Raw genomic sequence first — 17,139 nt, forward strand, 5'->3', positions numbered from 1 at the left:
ATGCTTTTCCTTGGAGGCAATGAGGAATCGACCTTGAAAGACCTCAATACCCTGCTGGGAAAAGAAACAATTGATCTATGTAATACCTCTGATACGAAAGGAAATAACCCGACCTACGGAAACAACTACCAGAAGACAGGCCGTGACCTGATGACTCAGGATGAACTGGCGGTCATGGATAATGGCAAGTGTATCTGCAGAATCCGTGGCGTAAGACCTTTTTTATCAGACAAGTATGATATCACCAAACATCCGAGGTACAAGGAGCTTTCGGATTATGACGAGAGCAATGCTTTCGATGTCCAGGACTATCTCAATCTTGACCTGGTACTGACACCGGAAACCGTTGTGAACGCAGAAACGGAAGTCATTCTTGAACCGGATGCCAAAGAATCTGACTCTGCATCGGGAGATGCAGCAGATTCAAAAGCCGGAACGGTGACCGGCACGTAACCATCAATCGTAAGGAGAGGATATGACAGCAACATGGGCGAATGTACAACGCATAAAAAAGGAGCCAGTACAGGGATTCATTCTTTGGACGGAAGATCACTGCACCGGCTGCAGGAGTAATTTTGCTGAAAATTATCCTTTCCCCATTCTATCACAAAAGAGTTCTTCTGCGGGAGAGAAAAAAGAATCCTGCAAAGAAACGTAACAACAAACAACAACTTTAAACAAAGGAAGGGGGATGATTGTGCGGGAGAATGTAAAAAAAGAAAGGAATTACATACAATCAGATTGCGCACAATCGAATATCATGGAATTTTTCAATACAGCAATAACACAGCTTTCAACCGTAGTTTCCGCACTGGGCGCTGGTCTCGGGGCATGGGGAGTCATAAACCTGCTTGAGGGATATGGAAACGACAATCCTGGTGCGAAGAGCCAAGGAATGAAGCATGTTATACCAAATTTGATGGAACATTAAACAAGAAAGGATAAGCATAATCCAGATAGCAGTAGAAGTGATATAGAATACAGCATTTTAAGAAAAGTTCATACAGTAGTTATCGTGAGAACGTGATTAAAAAAAGTCTTAATGAGGAAATTATCATTGAGGCTTTTTTATTTTGCATTGTGACGTTAATTATCGGAGGGAAAGGAGCTGATAAAAATATGTCAACGCCATTAACAAGACATGAGCAGGAAACCATTATCAATTTCAATGCTGGGGAACAGACTGCCACTATATATACAGCTGATAAGGCTGTTATGAGGAAAATTGATGCGTTAGTTGCCGATTTCCCATCCATCTATCGCATCCTATCTGAAACAACCTATGCTAAGACCTACGAAGTGCCTAAAAAGTACATTAGTTATCGTAAGCCAAGGAGGCTAACTGAAGAGCAGAGAGAGCAAGCAAGAAATAGAATAAAGATTCTTAACAACGCTACAACAAATTTTAACAATATTTTAGATGGTTTGCATTGAAAAAAGCCTGTTTCTAAAATATAATTAAATTAGAGAAATAGCGAGGAAAATATTGTATGGCAGAGACAAATAATTTCATAGATTTGGATGAAGTAAAGACTGAGGACGGAGGATTTGTTAAGCGAACCGTTAAAGATAGCGTATTTTCAGATTTATTCGAGAAAAAGGAGAATGTACTTAAACTTTACAAAAAGCTTCATCCAGAAGATGTTGATGTTACTGAAGATGATTTGTCAGATATTACAATTCAGAATGTCTTAATAAATGATGTATTTAATGATTTGGGCTTTATGGTAAGAGATAGGTTGATGATTTTGGCAGAGGCTCAGAGTACATGGACTGTAAATATTATCATCAGGGCATTGATTTATTTAGCAAGGTCTTATCAGTTATACTTCGATGATGTAAGAGAAGAACTGTATAGTGAGAAAAAGATGGAGCTTCCTGAGCCAGAGCTGTATGTTATTTATGTAGGTGATGGGGATAAGCCTTCTGAAATATCATTGTCAAACGAGTTTTTTGGCGGAAGAAATACATCACTTGAAGTTAAGGTAAAGGTTATTTCTGAATCCGATAGTGACGATATAGTAAATCAGTATATAATCTTTTCTAAGGTTTATAATGAACAGCGTGCAATATACGGTAGGACAAAAGAAGCAATAGAAGAGACAATTCGTATCTGTAAAGATAGGAACATTTTAAAGGATTATCTGGAAAGTCGTGAAAAGGAGGTTGTTACAATGATGATGGCTTTATTTGATGAAAAAGAAGTAATGGAAACTCATGTACTTAACAGAGAAGTTGAATCTTATGTAAGCGCTTGTAAATCATTTGGCGCAACCATTGAAGAAACAATAGAAAAAGTTGTTAATCAGTTTAGACTTAAGGAATTTACAGCGAAAAAAATGGTTGAAAGATTCTGGTAATCAAAGTTTAAGGGTATAGAATGGCTTGAATTTAATATTGTTACCCATAGCGGGCTGACTAATCATAATTGATGAGTCGCTCGCTATTTTTATTATTGGCGGTTGTGATTCTAGGAGTCATGCCGCTTTTTTAATGTGAGGAGATGTGATTATGGAGAAGCAAGAAAAAATCTATGGTTATGCGAGGGTTTCAACCCGAGAGCAAAATGAGGACAGACAGATTATTGCACTTAAGGAGATGGGAGTTCCTGAGAGCAATATTTTTTTGGATAAGCTGTCTGGAAAAAACTTTGAAAGGCCGCAGTATAAGAAGCTTCTTCGTAAGCTTAATGAGGATTCGGTGCTCTACATCAAGTCTATTGACCGTTTAGGACGTAGCTATCGTGATCTCAGCGAGCAATGATGAGCTATACAGAAATTGACAAGTTATTGCATCCGGACGGTTACTATACAGGGAGCTATGACTATATCACCCAGCTCATATACAGATTTCAGAGAACCTACAAGACATACTTCCCTGATAATGCACTTTTTAGCTGCGACCGGAACTCACAGAAATACTATTTCAGGGATGAGCTCAATATCAAGTCTGACCTGGATGAGCTTCAAAGGCTTTTTGACCTTGCTTTATCGGAAAGTAATCCGAATCGGAAGCTGGTAATTATGAGAAGGTTTGTCTGGCTATATGGGGATGGGATACTTCCGGAGTACGATGAGTGGCCACTGCTGAAAGAAGTGCGGCATAAGTATGAGACCCTTTACTATAGGATTCTTAGAATGATGGTGCCGAATATCCGCAGTGAAATGTCAAATTCGGCAGACCAGAAGTTTTTTGATGATATATTGTGATTATTTATCATCAAAACCTTATTTTGGTACTTTGTGAGCGCTTTTTTCGATGCTTTTAACTTGAATATTCTCATCTAAAACAAAAAACTGTTTTAGATGAGAATATTGTGCTATAATATGCTTAATTCAAGGCATGGAGGTATCGAAAAATGCTGATCAGTTTCAAGTTCAATAATTTCTGTTCATTTAACGTAGACAGTGAATTCAGCATGGAAGCACCTACAGGAAAGGTTAAGACCAGATTCCCGGATAATTATGTATCTGCGGGTAATGGCTATGATCTGCTGAAAACAGCAGTTATAGTCGGAGAAAATGCAGGTGGTAAGTCTAACTTTATCGGCAGCCTTAAATTTCTTAAGGGACTTTTTGATAACAATCTGCAGGTGCAGTCGATCGGGGCTTATGTTAATTCGTCAAGCCTCCTTAGTGACAAGAATCCTGTGCAGTCGTTTGAAGTCACCTTTGTTGCAAGTGGTCAGAAGGTTTATAAATATGCTCTGTCCATAGACAGTAAGGGGATAGTTTCCGAAGGCTTATACAAACAGAGTAAGAGAAAAGCGACGTTTATAACAAGATTTCTTGTAGAACGTGGTGCTGATGGCAGATATTCAGAAACTGAAGGCAAGACTAAGGAGCTTACGACTGCGCTGAAGAACAGTAATAACAGCTATGGTCTGTTCGTAAGTAAGCTGGCTCTTCTCGGAGATGAGGATGCCATTAATGTTGCTGACTGGTTCAAGAATATATTGCTTCCAGGAGCTGTGCCTGTTGATCAGGAAAATGATCCTGCCAGAAAAGATGAAGACATTCGGATATTCAAGGACAAAAAGTTCCTGGATATATTCAGAATGGTAGATTACAGTATTGACAGTGTTGAGGTCGATCCTGACAAGCCATATTCAAAAACATTGGTCATCAGGAAAGATGCTGATGGCAATGAGATAAAGCGAGAACTTCAGCAGGATTCAACAGGTGTGCGTGAGTTCTTTGCCTGGGCAGTACAGATATTCAGAGTGGTATATGAAAACAGAGTTGTCTTTGCTGACGAGATGGACAGGGTTCTGAATCCTATTCTTTCGGACAGGGTTGTGGCATTTGTCAACGGAACAGAACACAGGGGGCAGTTTGTTTTCTCAACACATAATGTCCTGCATCTCAATCTTAAGACATACATGAAAGAGCAGATATATTTTATTACAAAGAGCAAGGATAGTCTGACATCAGAGATATACTCGCTTGCGGATTTCCCGGATGTAAGATATGAGACTACCAAGGTCTATGAATTCTACATGAAAGGCATTCTGGGAGGTACGGCATTTGAGTAGAAAACAGCGTGTTTTAAAGAAAAGGTATGCCATTTTCTGTGAAGGCGACAGTGAATATAACTACATAGAGAAGATGCGCAAGAATCAGGGAGTAGAACTTGTTCTTAAACCTATAAATATGCACGGAGGTGGCTATTCCAATTTTCTCAGGCAGATAAAGAAAGAGTCACAGACTAATTATCTTGCGAAGTTCATTATTGTAGATGCAGACAGAATAGAGACAGTTCCAGGAGAGAAGGAACATTTCATAGAATTGATGAATTATTGCCAGCTTCAGAATCAAAAGGGCAATATACCGCATTTTGTCATCGCGGATAATCCCGACTTTGAGTATGCGGCCTGTCTTCATGACTCAAAATATAATGGTCAGAATACCAAGACCTATATCGAGAAAGACTGGGGTTATAAGGCCATAGAGATATTCAAGGCAGATAAAAATATATATGATTTTCTTAATTCCCAAAGCCGCGTATACACTAACCTGCTGGATGCAATAAGGGGACAGAAGAAGCTCGTATGTAACGAGTATGAGATCAAGAAAAAGAGCTTCGATATAGTCATTAAGAAGGCGGTTCTTGATTTTAATAGTCTTGCACATAAAGGAACGAACATAGAAGAGTTCTTTGATGTGATTGAGTGGTAGGAAACGATTGTGGGCTGCAAGTGTATTGCAGCCCTTTTTATGATTTTGGCATTGTTATTGGTAAAATGAATTTACAGCAATATATCATATATGGTATATTGTCCAAAGAGGAGGCGCAAGGATGACTTTTAAGGAGTATAAAGAGAAAGCACTTAAAGATTCTGAAATCAAGATGATTTATGATTCTATGCAACCAGAATATAATCTTCTTGAGCAATTGGTTACTGCACGTAAAGAACTGGGGATGACTCAGAAAGAACTTGCAGAGAAGGCAAATCTGAAACAGTCCAATATAAGCAGATTTGAAAATGGAGGTGTCTCCCCTACTTTCGAATTCGCAGAAAAGATTGCCAGGGCATTAGGATTTACCATTCAGTATCAGCTTAAGCCTATGAAATGATAGAAGAATATTGTAAAATACAGAAAGATGCAGACGCTGCATCATACATTTCTATAGCAGAGAACCCTGCTGTGAGTGGGAACTATTGAAGCAGAGAACCCTACTGCGAGTGGGAGCTATTAAAAGCGGTGAATCCTACCGATAAGTGGAAACGATTATGGGCTGTAAGTGTATTGCAGCCCTTTTACGTTATTTAGAATAAAACATTTTAAAAAGTGTTATGTAAGCGGTAAACAAACAGCGTCTAGATAATGCTCATCCAAATGTATAGACTTCTATTGATAAGATATTGGTCTGGATGAGCTTGTTTTATGGGTCACAAAAGTCACAAAAGTTCGCAGTTTTTTGTGACTTTTGTGTTTAAGGTACGCAAATTATCCTGCCACATCGTGTCAGGGGGTGATTACGTTTTTGATTGTCTCAAATTATGCGGAATTCTGCCCCGAATCTACTAGGGCGATTGACTTCACTCTTTTTGGCGCCTTAGGAATTTCAGGCTCAGGAAACATCCCAGAGTAGAGAATACGCCTGGTTTTATTTATATCCTTTACATATTCGTGGAATGATTCTGACCATGGCATCATTTCTTCAAAGCCCTCCGGATCTACAACATTACCCTCATCGTCAAGGTGCTTGGGCATCTTCTCAAGGAGATATTTAATGTATTCATAGGGATTTACCTTGTTTGCCTTTGCTGTTTCAACAATGGAATACATGGCAGCATTTACATTCGCGCCCACAAGTGTATCGGCAAAAAGCCAGTTGGCTCTGCCCCTGGAATACGAGGATATATACCTTTCACTTGAGCCATTATCAATCGGGATATTTCCGTCTTCAAGAAATCTGCGGAGATACTTTTCCTGATTTATTGCATAGGAAACAGCCTTGGAAAGCTTCTCGGAACGTAGTTCGTCAGAAGCATCTAATTCATGTATATATACAAACAGTGCTTCAACTTTAGGTGCGACAAACTCTTTTCTTGCAGCCAGCCTGTCATCAGCAGTCATGTTCTTAAGTTTCATTTCTTCGTGATAGATTTCTCTTATGAGCATGAGCACTTTTGTCTCAGGCATCTGCATTATCTCATCTTCAGACATGTTCTTAAGGTCATTTACAAAAAGGGAAAGTGCAAAATATCTGCGGCAGTGCATCATACACCCCGTAACAGAGATCCTGCCTTCGCTTTCTGACTCGATTACATGGTAAGATATGTAAGCATCACAAGTCAGGTACCCATGGAATTCAAGTAATAGCTTCCTGAGATGGTCTGTACCTCTTGTCTGTTCATATATGAAGATGATTATCGGATGTCCGTCATAGAGTTCACCAGTGCTGTGCACCCAGAGAAAGCCCTTGGTTCCAGGGGCACGTCCATCATGTAACACTTGAAGATATGTTTCATCACAATTATGGTAAGGGCATAGCAGCATAAGCTGTGTCATGTGTTTTATGACCGGAGTCATAATGAGTGGCACAAGTTCGTTTACCCAGCCTATTATCACCTGGCGTGATAGTTCAAGGCCCTGCATGGAATAGTCTGCAGCCTGTCTGAAAAACGGCAGTGCAAGAACAAATTTTCTGTACAGTATGTCTGCCAGGATTGACGCTGATATATAGGTTCTGTCTTTTAAGGGGTTTTTATAAGGAATGGTAGTCATCACATGCTCAAGGCCGGATGAGATTACCGGAGTGAGTATCTTTTTTACATACAATGGTTTTTCTATCTTTTCGACAACATAATGCTCATGCCACATGGCTATGCGCCAGTTGCCTTCGCCATAGTCATTGTTAAGCTTATCGATGTCAAGGTCATAGATCAGCTGTGCAGGAAGTTCTTTCAGCGATTCAAGGAGTCTGCTTATTTTCGATCCTTTTCCACTTTTCCTGTCTTTACCAGATTTGCTTCCTTTATGACCTTCAGGATTATCTTCTCCGTTTTCTTCCAGGGATTTCTTATAGTCATCAAGGCTAATTATAATACGGCTTCCATTGCTTTCTTCTTCGCAGTCCTCTGTCTGGCTTTCATCTTCGAATTCTTTAGGAGGATTCTCGGAAGCATTGAGTGTATCAAGGAACTTTTCGGTGTTTCTCCCAAAAATGGCTCTATTCTTTAGTTCAAGCTGATCCGTCAGCTTCTTTACAGTTTTCTTCAGCTGTTCATTCTCAATCAGGGCATCTTCATAATCCTTTTTTAGCTGTTGGAACTGGATTACACCCTCTGTAGTGATTCTTTCGTTTGCACGTTGATTGCGGAGCAGCTCCTCATATTTCATGTGAAGATCAACATATCCTGAGAGCAGACTTTCCCAGTCAAGTTTTCTGGCTTCCTCATAGAATCTTTCTTCATCTGCTCTCATGACTGTTTGCTCCCCCTGAACCACTTAAGACCATTTCTTTAAAAGCACTTCCAACGCATTAAGTATTTCTTGTTTTTCTTTCGTCAGACGCCTGTTCTCTTCCTTAAGGGAACTGATCTGTGCATCTTTTTGCGCAAGAAGATCAACCTGGTCTGTTATGGCTTCGGGAGATGTCCCCAACTGCTGTATATCTGCGGCAGTTGTTCTTTTCTTTCCGCTTTTTCCGGTAGACACTATTTCACCTGTTTCTTCATCAATCTTGCCAATGAGCGTACGTTTTGAGCGGGGCTGCTTCTTTTCCTTATCCCAGTAGGACTCGGATTCATATACATAGGTTATACCGGAACGTTTATCAGTGTGCTTTACTATTGACATCTTTATACCCTCCATAGTGATATTTTAGCACATACCTATGCTAGTGTCAATAACCTAGTGGTAATTATTTATAAAATATCACTAGGTTTCTATCGCTTCCAGTTCACCATCACAGGCTCGGGTTCATGCTTCTTACCAATTGAAGGATCAATATCAAAGCCATCCATCAGTCGCATAAATTCCTCACCATTTATTATTCTCGCCTCTGCTTCTGTACGGGGCCATTTGAAAGTACCTTCAGTTAGTCTTACGTATATCATCACAAATCTGTCTCCAGTCCACAGAACGCCCTTGAGCCGATCTTTCCTTGTTCCGCAGAAGAGAAACAGAGTATCTTTTTCCAGAGGATCTTTGTTGTACTGATACCGTATAATAGAGCAGAGTCCATCAATACCCTTTCTTAAATCACACCTTCCGATCAGGATAATGATTTTTGAAAAAGTAATACCATCTTTGTTAAGCATGTTTCACCGCCTTTAGAACTGATAAAAGTATCTGTTCATCAACATTTCCTGAAACATTGATAGAAAAGCCACCATATGTAATGGACATAGCAGCTAGTGAAGTATCAATAGTACCGCCGGAAATGCAGGGGCGTCCTTCTGCACGGCTATCTGAGATTTCCATAGCACAGTCAGATGAAGACGTGGTAGCCAGTTCAAAAAAAGCAGGTTTTTCGCCTGAGGAATCATTGAAGGATTGGGCTGGAGTAGGGGGAGTGTCTAAGTACCCGGCTTCTCTTGCGAGTTTTTCCCGAAATATTTTTTGCCACTTAAAAAAGGCACCTTTGCTTATTCCGTTTTGTCTGCAAAAATCATGCTTGCTCAAACCACTCTTGATCTGTTCTTCAAAGATTGGTATCCAACTTTCAAGGCGGATATCCATTACAAATTTGTCCATAATAATAGCCCTCCAATACCAATAGTTTCTCTAAGAGAATACTACTGATCTTGAAGGGCTTTTCCTAGACGCGGTTTGTTTACCGCTTACAGTGTTATCGACCGGCCACTGAGATACGTATATAAGTGTGCTATAATCCCGTTATCGACAAAAGCGATGACGATGCTGCCAGGAAGGAGTATTATGAACGAAGAATTATTGGCGGTAGAGACTCATCCAATAACGGAGATGCGAGCTGAGCCGTTGAAAGTCACATGCCCGAAATGTACAAGATGGTCAGGAGTAGAAGTTCCGGAAGGATCAACTGTGATTGCTCACTGTAAGACCTGCGGTCTGACATATGTAGCAAAGTGTGTAAACAGTCAGCTGATTACCTACAAATCAAAACGGCGTGATGATAGTGGTTTTCTGGGGGAGAAGCAGCACATCAATGGCGAGACATTTTGTCTCGGTCGTAGCAAGGCAAGAAGTATAAGGCAGCATGCAAATAAGAAATAGACATCCATTATGAAAATGGGAAGATCAATATAAGATCTGTTATGAGATATCAGGGCAAGGCGGTATGTTCACTCCCTGATAATCAAGAGTTTGCAAAGAGTTAGATTCGACAAGTAACAAGAGCATCGTCAGAAACCTGCAAAACGTATTTAGTCTGTGATAGTATTCACGGACTGCGTTTTGCAGGTTTTTTCTTTTGTCTAAAGGACTTGTAAGTCCTACAGAGCATACAGATTGGCTGTGTGTTCTCCGGGCTGATAAGACCGGTAACAATGAACCATGAAAACTGAATAGAGGAAAGCAGGACGTATGAAGCAGACGAGCCGTTTGTCTGATACGCGATGAACCGCCTGCCGGTATGATACCGGTCAGTGACTGCGGGTGCTACGCTGGCATCCGGGCTAAGGTAGGAAGCGACAAATATCAGGCTCAGACGGGAGTGGGTTCCCGGAGGCGATGACTTATGCTTACAGATAATGATACTTCCGCGAAGGCGGTCCAATAAAGGATGGTGCGAGTCCAATGTGAGCCTGTACCCACAGGCTACCTGTTTTAACACTCCTCATGAAATTTGTGTATTACTTCTTTTAGTATACATATCCCTGCGACAAAGACAGGTCCTTCTGTAAAAATCCATTACATCTATACTGTATTACGCTTAAAATTAATATGATAAAATAGATATACGGCTGTTAAATGGATTTCTACAGGTGGATGTGCCTGGTCAACGATTTTAACAGAAAGGGAATGAGCAATGAAAAGAGAAATCGATCAGAAGAAATTTGTAAGACTGGCAGACGGGCCGGAAATCTATGATGTGAGCTATAACACATTTGTTAAGATGGCTAAGGCTGCTCATGCGATTCACAAGTGGGGATCAGGTGTTACACTTATCAATACGGCAGATCTTGACAGATATCTTGAGCACTACCGTGTAGATGAACCGCTTCCTGAAGAAGCATGATCACGAAATTCTGCTGATTGGTTTTGATAGTCTGAGCCTGATATTTGCTGAAAAACTTGTCGATGTCATATTGACATAGTGTAAGACAATAAATATAATAATATCAGGTCAGGAAAGGAGGATGCTCAGATGGCAAAGATGGGGAGACCCTTTGCGGAAAATCCCAAGAATGTTCAGATAACCATACGAGTGACGGCTGATGAGAAAGCTGCACTGGATGAGTATTCTGCCAGACATGATCAGACCATGACGCAGACGCTTGTGAGCTCGTTTAAGTATATGCTGGCTCACGAAAAAAGAAAACGGTAGCTGACTATCATACGGACTGTCTTTTCCTTATTCAAAAGTAAGGAGGCGGCAGTGGGTAAAAGAAAAAACAAGTATGATCCCAATAAGATTCTTCTGAGGGATAATGAAGGCTACAGAAGCAGTAAGAAATTGTATACTTACAGGTATACGGACCCGTTTGGGAAGAGAAGGACGATCTACGCCAAGACACTTAAGGAACTCAGACGTGCCGAGGAATATCTGGTAAGAGACAGGGTAGATGGTATAAAGACCTACTTATCTGATGAGGTTGTTGTAAATGACATCTTTGCCAGATATATGGCTACCAAATACGGTCTCAGTGACAGAACCATGATCGGGTATCAGTATTTCTATGATCACTTTGTCAAAAACAAGCTTGGTTCTAAGAAAGTCACAAGCATCGGGTATTCTGATATCAAGATTTTCTACGTCGAGCTTCTTGAGAAGAACAAACTCACAGTAAATACAGTGTCGAACATCCAGTGTGTACTTAGACCTGCTTTCCAGATGGCTGTCAGGGATGGGCTTATCAGACTTAATCCCTGTGACAATATCATGAGAGAAGTCACTCAGGCAGCCGGTGCGGAAAAAGGAAAGAGACATGCACTGACAAGAGAACAGCAGAGAGCCTTTATGGATTTTGTTGCTGAACATCCTGTCTATAGTCACTGGACACCGTTGTTCACAGTAATGTTCGGGACTGGCATGAGGATTGGCGAAGTTTCGGGACTGCGTTGGGACGATGTGGATTACAAGAAGAGAGTTGTGAACGTCAGACAGACTGTATACTACGGTCTTGGCAAGGACGGAAGCAGCGATTTTCATTTGACAGATCCCAAGTCTGATGCAGGATTCAGGAAGATTCCCATGCTTACCGGAGTGCGTGAAGCTTTTCAGGAAGAATACGAGTTCCAGAAGAGTTCCGATTCATTTAATAGAACCAAGGTGGACGGAGTTGATGGGTTCGTGTTCAGGAGCAGATTCGGATCTCCCATAACCCAGGGTAATCTTAACAAGACAATCAGCCGTATAACTGAAGAGTACAATGCTCTCGAAATCGTGAATGCAGAGAGGGAGAACAGGGAACCTGTAATTATTCCCCACTTCACGTGTCATGTTATCAGGCACACGTTCTGCACTCGCCTTTGCGAGAAGGAAAACAATCTGAAAGCTATCCAGTATATCATGGGTCACGCTGATATACAGACTACCATGAATATATACGCAGAAGCGACGAAGGAATCAACCGCTGAAGCAATGGCTAAGCTTGACGATGACGATGATATCATTTGAGGAAAAATGTCCGCAGATGATACCGTACACAATACGGAGGTGTACCACAAATACACCGAAGTGCAGGAGGTACAATAAAGGTCATTAATGTAGAACGGGTTTCTTTCAGGATATGGATAACGAGATGATTTGAAGTATCCTGCGGTGATGTTAGGATTGACGGAATAAAAAGGCCGTCACTCAAATCACTGGATAAGTAAACCTCAGCATTCTCAAGGGTTTGCGATGCATCAGAAATTCATGTACGCCAAAAGTACACCACAGCGCTGTAAGCAGTGTGAAGTGTAATGAGGTATTTGAAGAAAATGCTTCGGAGGTGGAGGTGGGAAACGATATGTGCTCAGAACGTTTCCGGCGTATCAAAAATCGAGGTACACCATAAGTACATCAAATCTCCGGTGCTAACATGAAGCATAATGATGTAACAATCTAAAGCCCGAAAGAACTGGAAAGTGACGTAATTAAGGATAATGATGCGATAAGAAGTTTGATGGCATCATAAATCCTACTATGAAGTCACTCAACAAGTAAACCTCAGTATTCATAAGGGTTTGCGAGGCATCAAAAAATCATATACGCCATTTGTACACCATAACACTGTAAGTAGTGTGAAGTGTAATGAAGTATATGAAGAAAATGCTCCGGAGGTGGAGTCAGGAAAACAGAAAAAGTTCACAGAGTTTCCTGTACACCAAAAAATCGAAAGTACGCCAAGAGTACACCAGATATCCGAGAGCAATATGAAATATAATGGTGCAAAAATCAAAAACCTGAAGGAACTGAAAAGTGATGTAATGAAGGACAATGGTGCGAAATGAGGTTTGATTGCATCATAATCCCGACGTTGAAGAGTGCAAAGTAACAATAGATGTATTTAGCAGTCGATAAATGCTAAGAAATGGAAATACATGGAAATAGGTACACCGATGTGTTACCGATTCTACGGCATTTATTTACATATATATCCAGATAATGGAAAAATTGCTGTTTTTGGTACGACACTCATAGACATCAGATGACAATCTGAAAATGGGTGCAGAAACCGCTTTAAGATGAAAATCGAATAGAGAAACAGTTTCAGAAGAATGGTCTTTGAAACTTTTTAGGCACTTACTTTTAGTAGAAATACTACAGGTAAGTGCCTTTTTATTTTGCGCTGGAAAGGAGAGCGATGGATGGGAAAAACATAGCAAAAGGTCCTGATCTTGAAAAATACATCAATGATCAGAACAGGAAAAGATTCATCAAATATGCCGAGGGAGCAAGACTTTTCGGCATGAGGTACTGGACATTTGTAAGGTTCTGCAAGAAGGCAGGTGCCGTGATCACACTAAGAAAAACAGCAATAGTAGATCTGGATATTCTGGAAGATTACATCGAGCAGTTCAATGAATATCGGGATCCGGCAGAAATGGAGGACTCTATGCCAAGGAGAAAAGAAAAAGCACCAATTGATGAGAGGATGGTGCGCGGTAAAAAGTATGTGAGGCTGGATGAGGCTGCAGATCTGTATTCAGTCAGCACCAAGACGATTGAAAAATGGGCTGAGCAGTCCAAAGCAAAGTACAAGATTGATGGAGTGGTTCTTTTTAATACAGAAAAAATAGATATGTTCATTGAAAACATAGGACGGGAGGACTAATACATGTGCAAGGTAATTTCAATCGCAAATCAAAAGGGAGGAGTCGGTAAGACAGTAACTGCCGTAAATCTGGCAATTGGCCTTGCCAAAGAGGGCAAGAAAGTTTTGGCAATCGACAATGATCCGCAGGGGAGTCTGACCGTGAGCCTTGGCTACAATGAGCCTGACAATCTGGATTATTCCCTTGCTACTGTGATGATGAAAATTATAAATGATGAGCCCTGGGATGTAAAGGGCGGACTTCTACACCACAGTGAAGGAATTGACATCATGCCTGGAAACATTGAACTGTCTGGGCTTGAGATAACACTTACCGGAGTTCTCAGCAGGGAAACAGTGCTCAGGGAATATGTAAATGCAGCCAGAGAACAGTATGACGCAATTATTCTGGACTGCATGCCATCACTGGGCATGATGACTATTAACGCTCTGGCCTGTGCGGATTCAGTACTCATCCCTTGTTCTGTTGGATATCTTCCACTGAAAGGCCTTCAGCAGTTGATCAAGACCATAGGGCGTGTGAAGAGGCAGCTCAATCCGAAGCTTGAGATTGAAGGAATCCTGCTCACGATGGTAGATACGAGAACCAATTATGCAAAAGACATTATTGAAAAGGTTAATGAATTTTATGCTGACAAAATAAATGTTTTCAAGAATCAGATTCCAATGTCGGTCAGAGCTGCAGAGATTTCAGCTGAGGGAACAAGCCTTTATGCTTATGATCCGAATGGTAAGGCTTCAAACGCTTATATGGCACTGGTAAAAGAGATTGCAAGAAAGGTGGGCTAAATTATGGCAAGCAGAGTTGGACAGAAAATTCAGATGACAAGTATAGATGAGCTCTTGGGAGTTCCTTCAACAGAAGGGACTTCCGACATAGATGTGATGATGATCTTTCCTTTTAAAAATCATCCCTTCAAGGTACTGGATGATGAAAAAATGGATGAACTTGTGGACAGCATCAAGATGAACGGAGTTCTTACTCCTGTAATTGTAAGGCCTGATGGCGACAGATATGAAATGATCTCCGGTCACAGGAGACTACATGCTGCCAAGAGAGCTGGCTTAAGGAAAATACCTGCGATTGTAAAAGAAATGCAGGATGATGACGCCATAATTTTCATGGTTGATTCAAACCTCCAGCGCGAGGAGATACTACCAAGTGAGAAGGCATTCTCTTATAAGATGAAGCTTGATGCTATGAAAAGGCAGGGTGCACGTAAGGATTTAACTTCGTCCCTAGTAGGGACGAAGTTGCGCTCCGATGAAGAATTGGCTCAGAAAGCGGGAGAAAGCAAGAACTCAATCCACAGGTATATAAGGCTCACAGAGCTGATTCCGGAACTATTGGACCTTGTAGATGATAAGGATCTTCCATTATATACAGCCGTTGAAATGTCTTACTTCGCTCGGGAAATCCAGAAATGGTTTTATGAGTACTGCAATGAAAACAGAATCCCTAAATGGAATGAAGTAGCTGCTATCAGAAATGGATTCAAGCAGGGAGAGCTTACACAGCAAAAGCTCATTGATGTTTTAAATGGAAACATGGAGGCACCTTCTGATCCCAAGAAGCTGACTTTCACAGAAAGAAAGCTCAATAAATATTTTCCGGCTTATATGTCACTGAAAGAGCGTGAAGATATAATAATCAGCCTCTTGGAGAAATGGAAGCTGGAGCAGGAACAGTAATCGTAATACAGAAATGTACATGTAAATACAATTATGTCCAAGGATGCTGTGTTTGAAAACAGGACATGGCAACAAAATTTAGGAGGAGCCCATTTAGGGAAAAGAATATGAGATTTGATTATTTTTATGGTAAAGAGGCTGACATGATGACTTTTTACCGGATACCCAAATTGTTGATTACAGACCCATATTTTGAAGATCTGGATAATGAGGCCAAGCTCATGTATGGCTTGTTGCTTGATAGGATGTCACTTTCTACCAAGAACGGATGGTATGACAACCAGCACAGAGTCTATATCATCTATGGGCAGAAGAAGCTCATGCAGGATCTACATCGTGGGAGAAATAAGGTGTATGACATGCTCAATGCTCTTGAGAAGATAGGGCTCATTGAGCGTGAGAAGGACAGAAAGTACAATCCTGACAAGATCTATGTGAAGATGTTTGTAGACCAGGCTGCTGAACGCAGACCTAGAAAGATTGCAGTGTCTGAAACGCAAACACCGGAAAAGAAAAATAACATCATCAGAATCACTGGACCATCCATGAAGAAATCAGAGAGCTGCGAAAATGATATGTTTGAAATCCAAACATCAGAGGCTTCTCCCGTGTTTGAAAATCAAGCATATGAAAATGCTCCATGTACTGATTCCAAACACGATATGTTTGATTCGCAAACATATGCATGTACCGAAGATAAACATGCTCATGTTTGTAATTCAAACACTAATAATACAGAGATTAATAAAACTGATTATAGTTATACTGAGTCTCATCCAATCTGCACTGGGGATGAGATGGGAGAGGATGAGAGTTGTGCAAATTACAGAGAGATCGTAAGTCAGAATATTGAGACAGAAAGGCTCTGTAATGATTACCCTAATGACGAAGAAAAGATCAGAGGCTTAGAAAGCCTGATAGTAGACATCGTGACATCCAGCAGAGATTCCATGGTTATTGGCAGTGAAGAACGTGATATGGATGACGTCAGGGAGAGGTTTCTTGGTCTCAAAAGATTCCACATCGAGGATGTGATCGCTAACTGGGATAAGCTTACCAAAGTTCCCAAGAATCCCAGGGCGTATCTGCTGGCGATGCTCTATAACTCACCAACAACTGCTGATGCGCAGATAAAGGCACAGGTAAACCATGACATGGCTTATTGCAGCCGTGACAATGCAACTATCAACTACGATGAACTTGAAGAACTTTTATTGGAGAACTGAAGATTATGATAATTAAACTATTCGCAAAGATAATACTGTTTCCTGTATTCCTGATCACTTGTTTTATCAGAACCTGGGCAAAAGTAATCGCAAAGATTGGCTCCATGGTACTGGGGCTGATCTACCTGCTGATGTTCATAGTGATCGCATTCCATTTCTGCAGACATGAATGGACTCCGATGCTGTTCACAATAGGGATGTCATTTGGATTATTCCTTGTTTCTTTCTGCGCTGTTGCGGTGGGAGTGCTGCTTGACAGCATCAGCGACATGTTGTCAAAGATACTGGCGTCATGACCAGAAAATA

21 protein-coding genes and 2 pseudogenes are annotated in these 17,139 nt (G+C 40.9%); 19 read left to right on the forward strand and 4 right to left on the reverse strand.

The annotated features are described in order from the left end of the window. The 9 genes and pseudogenes from BLR42_RS12655 to BLR42_RS12700 form a co-directional block, all read left to right on the forward strand. Positions 1–453: TraM recognition domain-containing protein (locus BLR42_RS12655; protein ID WP_091869692.1), on the forward strand; the 453-nt coding region annotated here is incomplete at its 5' end. A 307-nt stretch (positions 454–760) separates the two neighbouring features. Continuing rightward, positions 761–901, forward strand: a pseudogene (locus tag BLR42_RS23930) (Maff2 family mobile element protein); the annotation flags it as partial. A 122-nt stretch (positions 902–1,023) separates the two neighbouring features. Next, positions 1,024–1,434 (forward strand): hypothetical protein, encoded by a 411-nt coding sequence (locus BLR42_RS12670; RefSeq protein WP_330387354.1) that lies wholly within the window; start codon positions 1,024–1,026, stop codon positions 1,432–1,434. A gap of 56 nt (positions 1,435–1,490) precedes the next feature. Then, positions 1,491–2,360, forward strand: a complete 870-nt coding sequence (locus BLR42_RS12675; protein ID WP_091869698.1) for a hypothetical protein — start codon at positions 1,491–1,493, stop codon at positions 2,358–2,360. A 151-nt stretch (positions 2,361–2,511) separates the two neighbouring features. Further along, positions 2,512–2,760 (forward strand): annotated as a pseudogene (locus BLR42_RS12680) (recombinase family protein); the annotation flags it as partial. 2 nt (positions 2,761–2,762) lie between these two features. After that, a complete protein-coding gene (locus tag BLR42_RS12685) occupies positions 2,763–3,209 on the forward strand; it encodes a hypothetical protein (RefSeq protein WP_139165154.1) in 447 nt (148 codons plus the stop codon). A gap of 149 nt (positions 3,210–3,358) precedes the next feature. After that, on the forward strand, positions 3,359–4,534 hold the full coding sequence (locus tag BLR42_RS12690) for an AAA family ATPase (RefSeq protein WP_091869707.1): 1,176 nt from the start codon (positions 3,359–3,361) through the stop codon (positions 4,532–4,534). After that, a complete protein-coding gene (locus BLR42_RS12695; protein ID WP_091869710.1) occupies positions 4,527–5,177 on the forward strand; it encodes an RloB domain-containing protein in 651 nt (216 codons plus the stop codon). The genes BLR42_RS12690 and BLR42_RS12695 overlap by 8 nt, the downstream gene beginning before the upstream one ends. Before the next feature lie 121 nt (positions 5,178–5,298). After that, positions 5,299–5,577, forward strand: a complete 279-nt coding sequence (locus BLR42_RS12700; protein WP_091869713.1) for a helix-turn-helix domain-containing protein — start codon at positions 5,299–5,301, stop codon at positions 5,575–5,577. Positions 5,578–6,002: 425 nt separating this feature from the next. Here BLR42_RS12700 and BLR42_RS12705 read toward each other — a convergent pair whose 3' ends face one another. The 4 genes from BLR42_RS12705 to BLR42_RS12720 form a co-directional block, all read right to left on the reverse strand. Further along, positions 6,003–7,934 carry an IS66 family transposase gene (locus BLR42_RS12705; RefSeq protein WP_091869716.1) on the reverse strand — a complete coding sequence of 644 codons (1,932 nt, stop codon included), beginning with the start codon at positions 7,932–7,934 and terminating at the stop codon, positions 6,003–6,005. 24 nt (positions 7,935–7,958) lie between these two features. Further along, positions 7,959–8,309, reverse strand: coding sequence for a hypothetical protein (locus tag BLR42_RS12710; RefSeq protein WP_091869719.1), 351 nt, complete (start codon positions 8,307–8,309; stop codon positions 7,959–7,961). 89 nt (positions 8,310–8,398) lie between these two features. After that, positions 8,399–8,773 carry an IS66 family insertion sequence element accessory protein TnpB gene (tnpB, locus tag BLR42_RS12715; RefSeq protein WP_091869722.1) on the reverse strand — a complete coding sequence of 125 codons (375 nt, stop codon included), beginning with the start codon at positions 8,771–8,773 and terminating at the stop codon, positions 8,399–8,401. Next, positions 8,766–9,209, reverse strand: a complete 444-nt coding sequence (locus tag BLR42_RS12720; RefSeq protein ID WP_091869725.1) for an IS66 family insertion sequence element accessory protein TnpA — start codon at positions 9,207–9,209, stop codon at positions 8,766–8,768. Before BLR42_RS12720 ends, tnpB begins: the two co-directional genes overlap by 8 nt. Before the next feature lie 183 nt (positions 9,210–9,392). Between BLR42_RS12720 and BLR42_RS12725 the strand changes: the two genes are divergently transcribed. The 10 genes from BLR42_RS12725 (at position 9,393) to BLR42_RS12770 (ending at position 17,129) form a co-directional block, all read left to right on the forward strand. Beyond that, positions 9,393–9,707, forward strand: a complete 315-nt coding sequence (locus BLR42_RS12725; protein ID WP_091869728.1) for a hypothetical protein — start codon at positions 9,393–9,395, stop codon at positions 9,705–9,707. A gap of 754 nt (positions 9,708–10,461) precedes the next feature. Then, positions 10,462–10,671 carry a DUF6462 family protein gene (locus BLR42_RS12730; RefSeq protein ID WP_091869731.1) on the forward strand — a complete coding sequence of 70 codons (210 nt, stop codon included), beginning with the start codon at positions 10,462–10,464 and terminating at the stop codon, positions 10,669–10,671. A gap of 129 nt (positions 10,672–10,800) precedes the next feature. Further along, the gene (locus tag BLR42_RS12735; RefSeq protein ID WP_091869734.1) at positions 10,801–10,980 is read left to right on the forward strand and encodes a hypothetical protein; all 180 of its coding nucleotides are present in this window, start codon (positions 10,801–10,803) and stop codon (positions 10,978–10,980) included. Positions 10,981–11,031: 51 nt separating this feature from the next. Further along, a complete protein-coding gene (locus BLR42_RS12740; protein WP_091869737.1) occupies positions 11,032–12,273 on the forward strand; it encodes a tyrosine-type recombinase/integrase in 1,242 nt (413 codons plus the stop codon). Between the two features lie 608 nt (positions 12,274–12,881). Then, the gene (locus BLR42_RS12745) at positions 12,882–13,091 is read left to right on the forward strand and encodes a hypothetical protein (protein ID WP_091869742.1); all 210 of its coding nucleotides are present in this window, start codon (positions 12,882–12,884) and stop codon (positions 13,089–13,091) included. A gap of 353 nt (positions 13,092–13,444) precedes the next feature. After that, entirely contained in the window at positions 13,445–13,915 is a 471-nt protein-coding gene (locus tag BLR42_RS23560; protein WP_242879321.1) for a DUF6462 family protein, read from the forward strand. 3 nt (positions 13,916–13,918) lie between these two features. Further along, on the forward strand, positions 13,919–14,704 hold the full coding sequence (locus BLR42_RS12755) for a ParA family protein (RefSeq protein ID WP_091869745.1): 786 nt from the start codon (positions 13,919–13,921) through the stop codon (positions 14,702–14,704). A 3-nt stretch (positions 14,705–14,707) separates the two neighbouring features. Beyond that, positions 14,708–15,607, forward strand: a complete 900-nt coding sequence (locus tag BLR42_RS12760) for a ParB/RepB/Spo0J family partition protein (RefSeq protein WP_091869747.1) — start codon at positions 14,708–14,710, stop codon at positions 15,605–15,607. 107 nt (positions 15,608–15,714) lie between these two features. Continuing rightward, on the forward strand, positions 15,715–16,833 hold the full coding sequence (locus tag BLR42_RS12765) for a replication initiator protein A (protein ID WP_170832761.1): 1,119 nt from the start codon (positions 15,715–15,717) through the stop codon (positions 16,831–16,833). A 5-nt stretch (positions 16,834–16,838) separates the two neighbouring features. Then, complete coding sequence (locus tag BLR42_RS12770) at positions 16,839–17,129, forward strand: hypothetical protein (RefSeq protein WP_091869752.1); 291 nt, start codon at positions 16,839–16,841, stop codon at positions 17,127–17,129. The last annotated feature ends 10 nt before the right edge of the window (positions 17,130–17,139 follow it).

Source organism: Butyrivibrio sp. INlla16 (assembly GCF_900104155.1).
Classification (GTDB): Bacteria; Bacillota; Clostridia; order Lachnospirales; family Lachnospiraceae; genus Butyrivibrio.

Excerpts from the sequence above, each read along its gene's own strand:
- BLR42_RS12705 (WP_091869716.1), bottom strand. The coding sequence starts at position 7,934 with ATGAGAGCAGATGAAGAAAGATTCTATGAGGAAGCCAGAAAACTTGAC.
- BLR42_RS12735 (WP_091869734.1), top strand. The coding sequence starts at position 10,801 with ATGGCAAAGATGGGGAGACCCTTTGCGGAAAATCCCAAGAATGTTCAG.
- BLR42_RS12710 (WP_091869719.1), bottom strand. The coding sequence starts at position 8,309 with ATGTCAATAGTAAAGCACACTGATAAACGTTCCGGTATAACCTATGTA.
- BLR42_RS12755 (WP_091869745.1), top strand. The coding sequence starts at position 13,919 with ATGTGCAAGGTAATTTCAATCGCAAATCAAAAGGGAGGAGTCGGTAAG.
- BLR42_RS12700 (WP_091869713.1), top strand. The coding sequence starts at position 5,299 with ATGACTTTTAAGGAGTATAAAGAGAAAGCACTTAAAGATTCTGAAATC.
- BLR42_RS12730 (WP_091869731.1), top strand. The coding sequence starts at position 10,462 with ATGAAAAGAGAAATCGATCAGAAGAAATTTGTAAGACTGGCAGACGGG.
- BLR42_RS12690 (WP_091869707.1), top strand. The coding sequence starts at position 3,359 with ATGCTGATCAGTTTCAAGTTCAATAATTTCTGTTCATTTAACGTAGAC.
- BLR42_RS12765 (WP_170832761.1), top strand. The coding sequence starts at position 15,715 with ATGAGATTTGATTATTTTTATGGTAAAGAGGCTGACATGATGACTTTT.
- BLR42_RS12725 (WP_091869728.1), top strand. The coding sequence starts at position 9,393 with ATGAACGAAGAATTATTGGCGGTAGAGACTCATCCAATAACGGAGATG.
- BLR42_RS23560 (WP_242879321.1), top strand. The coding sequence starts at position 13,445 with ATGGATGGGAAAAACATAGCAAAAGGTCCTGATCTTGAAAAATACATC.
- BLR42_RS12675 (WP_091869698.1), top strand. The coding sequence starts at position 1,491 with ATGGCAGAGACAAATAATTTCATAGATTTGGATGAAGTAAAGACTGAG.
- BLR42_RS12760 (WP_091869747.1), top strand. The coding sequence starts at position 14,708 with ATGGCAAGCAGAGTTGGACAGAAAATTCAGATGACAAGTATAGATGAG.
- BLR42_RS12770 (WP_091869752.1), top strand. The coding sequence starts at position 16,839 with ATGATAATTAAACTATTCGCAAAGATAATACTGTTTCCTGTATTCCTG.
- BLR42_RS12685 (WP_139165154.1), top strand. The coding sequence starts at position 2,763 with ATGAGCTATACAGAAATTGACAAGTTATTGCATCCGGACGGTTACTAT.
- BLR42_RS12720 (WP_091869725.1), bottom strand. The coding sequence starts at position 9,209 with ATGGACAAATTTGTAATGGATATCCGCCTTGAAAGTTGGATACCAATC.
- tnpB (WP_091869722.1), bottom strand. The coding sequence starts at position 8,773 with ATGCTTAACAAAGATGGTATTACTTTTTCAAAAATCATTATCCTGATC.